The 4,686-nt window shown below is 30.2% G+C and carries 6 protein-coding genes; all 6 read right to left on the bottom strand.

Annotated features, from left to right (window positions below; translation table 11 throughout):
* Nucleotides 1–278, bottom strand: a 278-nt coding sequence (locus tag MR285_RS06440; RefSeq protein WP_293559207.1) for a metallophosphoesterase, incomplete at its 3' end; no start/stop codon positions are given.
* Between the two features lie 11 nt (nucleotides 279–289).
* The gene (recA, locus tag MR285_RS06435; RefSeq protein ID WP_293559205.1) at nucleotides 290–1,360 is read right to left on the bottom strand and encodes a recombinase RecA; all 1,071 of its coding nucleotides are present in this window, start codon (nucleotides 1,358–1,360) and stop codon (nucleotides 290–292) included.
* 2 nt (nucleotides 1,361–1,362) lie between these two features.
* Nucleotides 1,363–2,598 carry a competence/damage-inducible protein A gene (locus MR285_RS06430; RefSeq protein ID WP_293559203.1) on the bottom strand — a complete coding sequence of 412 codons (1,236 nt, stop codon included), beginning with the start codon at nucleotides 2,596–2,598 and terminating at the stop codon, nucleotides 1,363–1,365.
* Nucleotides 2,599–2,606: 8 nt separating this feature from the next.
* Nucleotides 2,607–3,140 (bottom strand): CDP-diacylglycerol--glycerol-3-phosphate 3-phosphatidyltransferase, encoded by a 534-nt coding sequence (pgsA, locus tag MR285_RS06425; protein ID WP_293559201.1) that lies wholly within the window; start codon nucleotides 3,138–3,140, stop codon nucleotides 2,607–2,609.
* Nucleotides 3,137–4,453 (bottom strand): 30S ribosomal protein S12 methylthiotransferase RimO, encoded by a 1,317-nt coding sequence (gene rimO / locus MR285_RS06420; protein WP_293559199.1) that lies wholly within the window; start codon nucleotides 4,451–4,453, stop codon nucleotides 3,137–3,139. Before rimO ends, pgsA begins: the two co-directional genes overlap by 4 nt.
* Nucleotides 4,446–4,686: DNA translocase FtsK (locus tag MR285_RS06415; protein WP_293559197.1), on the bottom strand; the 241-nt coding region annotated here is incomplete at its 5' end. The genes rimO and MR285_RS06415, both read right to left, overlap by 8 nt.

Here is a 4,686-nt window from a genome sequence, read left to right as displayed (position 1 = left end):
GTATCTGGATTATGACCAAAAATATCGTGATTTCCACTAATAATATATATTGGTATGCCATAGTTTTGAAAAATTTGTGCAAATTCTGAGACTATGCTCACAGAAACGTCAGGTCTATCAAATAGATCGCCACCATGCAAGACATAGTCAATTTTTTCTTCTTTTATAATATCTGCAATTTCCCTTAATTTTTCTTTTAAAGTCTCTTTATAATCATCTAACCTATTTTGAGGATTTGTCCCTCTAATATGAGTGTCTGTTAGATAGAGTATTTTCATAAAATCACGCCCTATTTATCCTCTTCTAAAAAATTTTCTAGTTTAGCTGATTCATTATCACTATCAAGTTCATCTTCTGGTATTAGATTATAGTAAACTCTAACTTTATGTTCAATTTCCTTTAACATTTCAGGATGTTCTTCTAAAAAATCCTTAGAATTTTCTCTACCTTGACCAAGTCTTTCCTCGCCATAGGAGTACCATGCGCCTGCTTTTTTAACAATATCAGCTTCAGCTGCTACGTCAAGAATATTTCCAACGCTAGAAATCCCCTTGCCATACATAATATCAAATTCAGCTTGTCTAAATGGAGGTGCGATTTTATTTTTAACAACTTTAACCCTAACTCTATTCCCTATTATTTCGTCACCCTTTTTAATGATTTCTGATCTTCTAATATCAAGTCTTACTGAAGAGTAAAATTTAAGAGCTCTACCACCAGTAGTGGTTTCAGGATTTCCAAACATAACTCCAACTTTTTCTCTAAGTTGATTAATGAATACAACAGTACATTTAGATTTATTTATTGCACCAGTAAGTTTTCTAAGAGCTTGCGACATTAATCTTGCTTGAAGCCCAATTTGGGCTGCACCCATTTCTCCATCAATTTCTGCCTTTGGAACAAGAGCTGCAACTGAGTCAATTACAATTAAATCCACAGCATTAGATCTAACTAGAGCTTCTGTAATTTCAAGAGCTTGTTCTCCAGTGTCAGGTTGTGAAATAATTAAATTTTCTATGTCTAAGCCAAGATTTTTTGCATAGCCAGGGTCAAGAGCGTGTTCAGCATCTACAAAAGCACCTGTTCCTCCTTTTTTTTGAGCTTCTGCTAACATATGAAGTGCCAATGTAGTTTTACCAGAGGATTCAGGTCCGTATATTTCAATAATTCTTCCCTTAGGTATTCCGCCAATTCCAAGAGCAATATCTAGAGCTAGAGAACCTGTAGGTATTGATTCAATATTAAGCTTAACATCTTCTCCTAAAATCATAACTGAACCTTCACCATACTGTTTTTCGATTTTTGATAATACATTGTGAAGAGCTTCTTGTTTATCTTTGCTTAAATTACTATCTTTCATAATTACTCCTTAAAATTTTTTCTAAGTATATAAAGTATTTGAGACAATACTCTATTTACAGTGCTTCTTCTTATTTTATTTCTATCTCCTGAAAAGAAATAATGTTTAGTATAATATTTGTCATCAGATAAATAAATGCAAGTAAAGACATTTCCTACTTCAGTTTCAGAAGAATTAGGTCCTGCTTCGCCAGTAGTTGATACACTAATGTTTGCATTAGTTTTTTCTTTTACTTTCCTTGCCATTTCATAGGCAGTATTTTCGCTAATAGCTCCAAACTCCTCTAATGTATCTTTAGATACACCTAAATTTTTATTTTTTGAATTATTAGAATATGTGACAAAAGAAGTTTCCATCACACCAGATGCACCACTAATTTCTGTAATCGCAGCACTTAACATTCCGCCAGTTATTGATTCTGCAAAGGATATTTTTAAATTGTTTTTGTTTAAAATTCTTACAATTTCTTTTGCAACATCATCATTATTCTCAGAATAAACGTGAGTTTCAAATTCGGCATAAAGTGATTTTAAAACTTTTTCTATGGAAAATTGCAATTCCTCTTTTTTTGTACTTTTGCCAATAATTTTGACTTCAGTGTAAGTCCCATGAGCAAAAGTATTTACGCTTACGTTTTTATCTTCAAAGGACATCTTTCTAATTCTATCTTCTATTAAAGATTCACCAAGTCCAATAATATCAAGAGATTTTACCATTATATTTTCATCAGTAAAGGAGTTATTAGCAAAATAAAAATCTATCATTGGTTCCATTTCGTTTGGAGGTCCTGGTAAGAGAATAATTCTTTTGTTGTCAAATTCTATGGATTCGCCAAGAGCTACTCCCCATTTATTTTCAATTTTTTCAGAACCTTTTATTAGCATAATTTGTTTTAAATTATTTGGAGTCATGGTTCTGCCAAGTCTTGTAAATCTATCTTCCATTTTTTCTTTTTCTGACTCATCAATATAGAGATTTCTATTTAGAAACTTTGCTACGGCTTCTCTTGTTATGTCATCATTAGTAGGTCCAAGTCCACCACTTATAATAATTAAATCAGAGTTATTGGTAGAATAATTTAATTCCTTAATTATTTCATCTAAGTCATCATCAACAGAAACCTGTCTATTTACTTCAATTCCCATATCAGTTAATTTTTCAGAAATATATTTAGAATTTGTATTTGTAATTGAACCAATTAAAATTTCTTTGCCAATTGTTAAAATGCTAGCTTTCATATTTCTCCTTAAATATTCTCTAAATCAAGAACTTTTTTATTCTTAATTAAATAATCTGCACCTGAAATTACTGTAAAAACAACAGCTAGATAAAATATTCCCATTCCAATAGGTCTGAGAGAACTAATTCCTGTTAAGAGTAAAATATTAGATATTAGTTGTGTAACAGTTTTAAATTTACCAAGAGGACTGGCTGCTATGGTAATATTTTCAGAAGCTGCTATAATTCTAAAACCCGTGATAGTAAATTCTCTTGCAATAATAATTATTACAGCCCATGCGGGCATTTCACCAGAACTAACTAACATAATCATTGCGGAACATACTAAAATTTTATCTGCAAGAGGATCTGCAAATTTCCCAAAATTTGTGACTAAATTATCACGCCTTGCTAAATGTCCGTCTAAAAAATCTGTAAAAGAAGCAATAGCAAAAATAAGAGTTGCTATAATTCTTGAATTGTTAAAATCTAAGTACATAAATAATACAAAAACTGGAACCATCAAAGTTCTCATAAGAGTCAATTTATTTGGGGTATTCATATAACTTCACCTACTAAATCATAATCTAAAGTATCAATAATTTTAACATTAACAAAATCATTAACTTCAAGATTTTTATTTGATTCAATATATGTTACTCCGTCGATTTCAGGAGCATCCATATAAGTTCGTCCAATGTAATTATTTTCATCGATTTTTTCTTCAATTAATACTTCTAAAGTTTTATTAAGATTTTTTGAAAGAATTTTACTAGATATGTCACTTTGGATTTTCATAATTTCATCATTTCGACTTTGTTTTACCTCATCTGATATTTGATTTTCAAATGTAGATGCTTTTGTTCCGTCTTCTTTAGAGTATTTAAAAACCCCAAGTTTATCAAATTTTGTTTCTTTAATAAAATCAATGAGTTCTTTAAAGTCTTCATCACTTTCTCCAGGGAAACCAATTATAAAAGTTGTTCTAATTACAATTTCTGGGATTGATTCACGTAAACTTTTAAGAGTTTTAATGATGTGATTTTTGCTAGTTTTTCTATTCATATTTTTTAAAACATTGTCAGAAATATGTTGAAGTGGCATATCAACATATTTTACTAATTTTTCATTAACCTTAAATTCTTCGATTAATTCATCTGTAAAATGATCTGGATATAAATATAAAACTCGAATCCATTTTAAATCTTTTATTTTTGAAATTTCTTTAATTAAACTTGCAAGAGAATATTTTGAGTACAGGTCAATTCCATAATCAGTAGTGTTTTGTGCGATTAAAATAATTTCTCTTGCACCCTTACTTACTAAATATTCAACTTCAGAGTATATATCTTCAATTTTTCTAGATCTATTTTTGCCACGAAGTGATGGAATAATGCAATAAGAGCAATTGTTATTGCAACCTTCAGAAATTTTCACATACTCAGTAGTATTTACGATTTCTTTTTTTATGCCCTCTATATAAGCAGAATTCAAATTATCGGTTTTTACAAACAAATCTCCTGCAAGACTTCTATCTAAAAGTTCATTTATATAATTTATATTACCAGTACCAATAATTCCATCTATTTCTGGAATTTCTTTTAATAGCTCTTCGGGATATCTTTGAGCTAAACAACCTGATAGAAGAACTTTTTTACATCTTCCTTCATTTTTATATTCCACAGATTCTAAAATAGTGTCAATGGATTCTTCTTTTGCAGCATCAATAAATCCACAAGTATTTACAATTAAAATATCGGCTTGACTGGCAGAATTTACCATTTTGTATTTTTCCTTATCCAAAAGTGAATACATCATGGATGAGTCAACATCATTCTTTGAGCAACCCAATGTAACTATATGCACATTATTCATCTTCATCACCTAAAATTATATCTATTTCTTCCTTTGTTTTCAAAAGCTTTCTAGGCTTTGAACCTTCATGTGGACCAATTATGCCCATTTCTTCCATTTGATCTATGATTCTACCAGCTCTTGAATAACCCACTTTTAATTTTCTTTGAATGTAAGAAATGGATGCTTGCTCATCGTTAACTACAAGTTCAACTGCTTCTTTGAAAAGTGGATCTCTCTCTTCTTCGCCTTTT

The organism is Peptoniphilus sp. (assembly GCF_022767005.1).
Lineage (GTDB): Bacteria > Bacillota > Clostridia > Tissierellales > Peptoniphilaceae > Peptoniphilus_A.
This window is presented reverse-complemented; position numbering and strand designations above follow the sequence as displayed.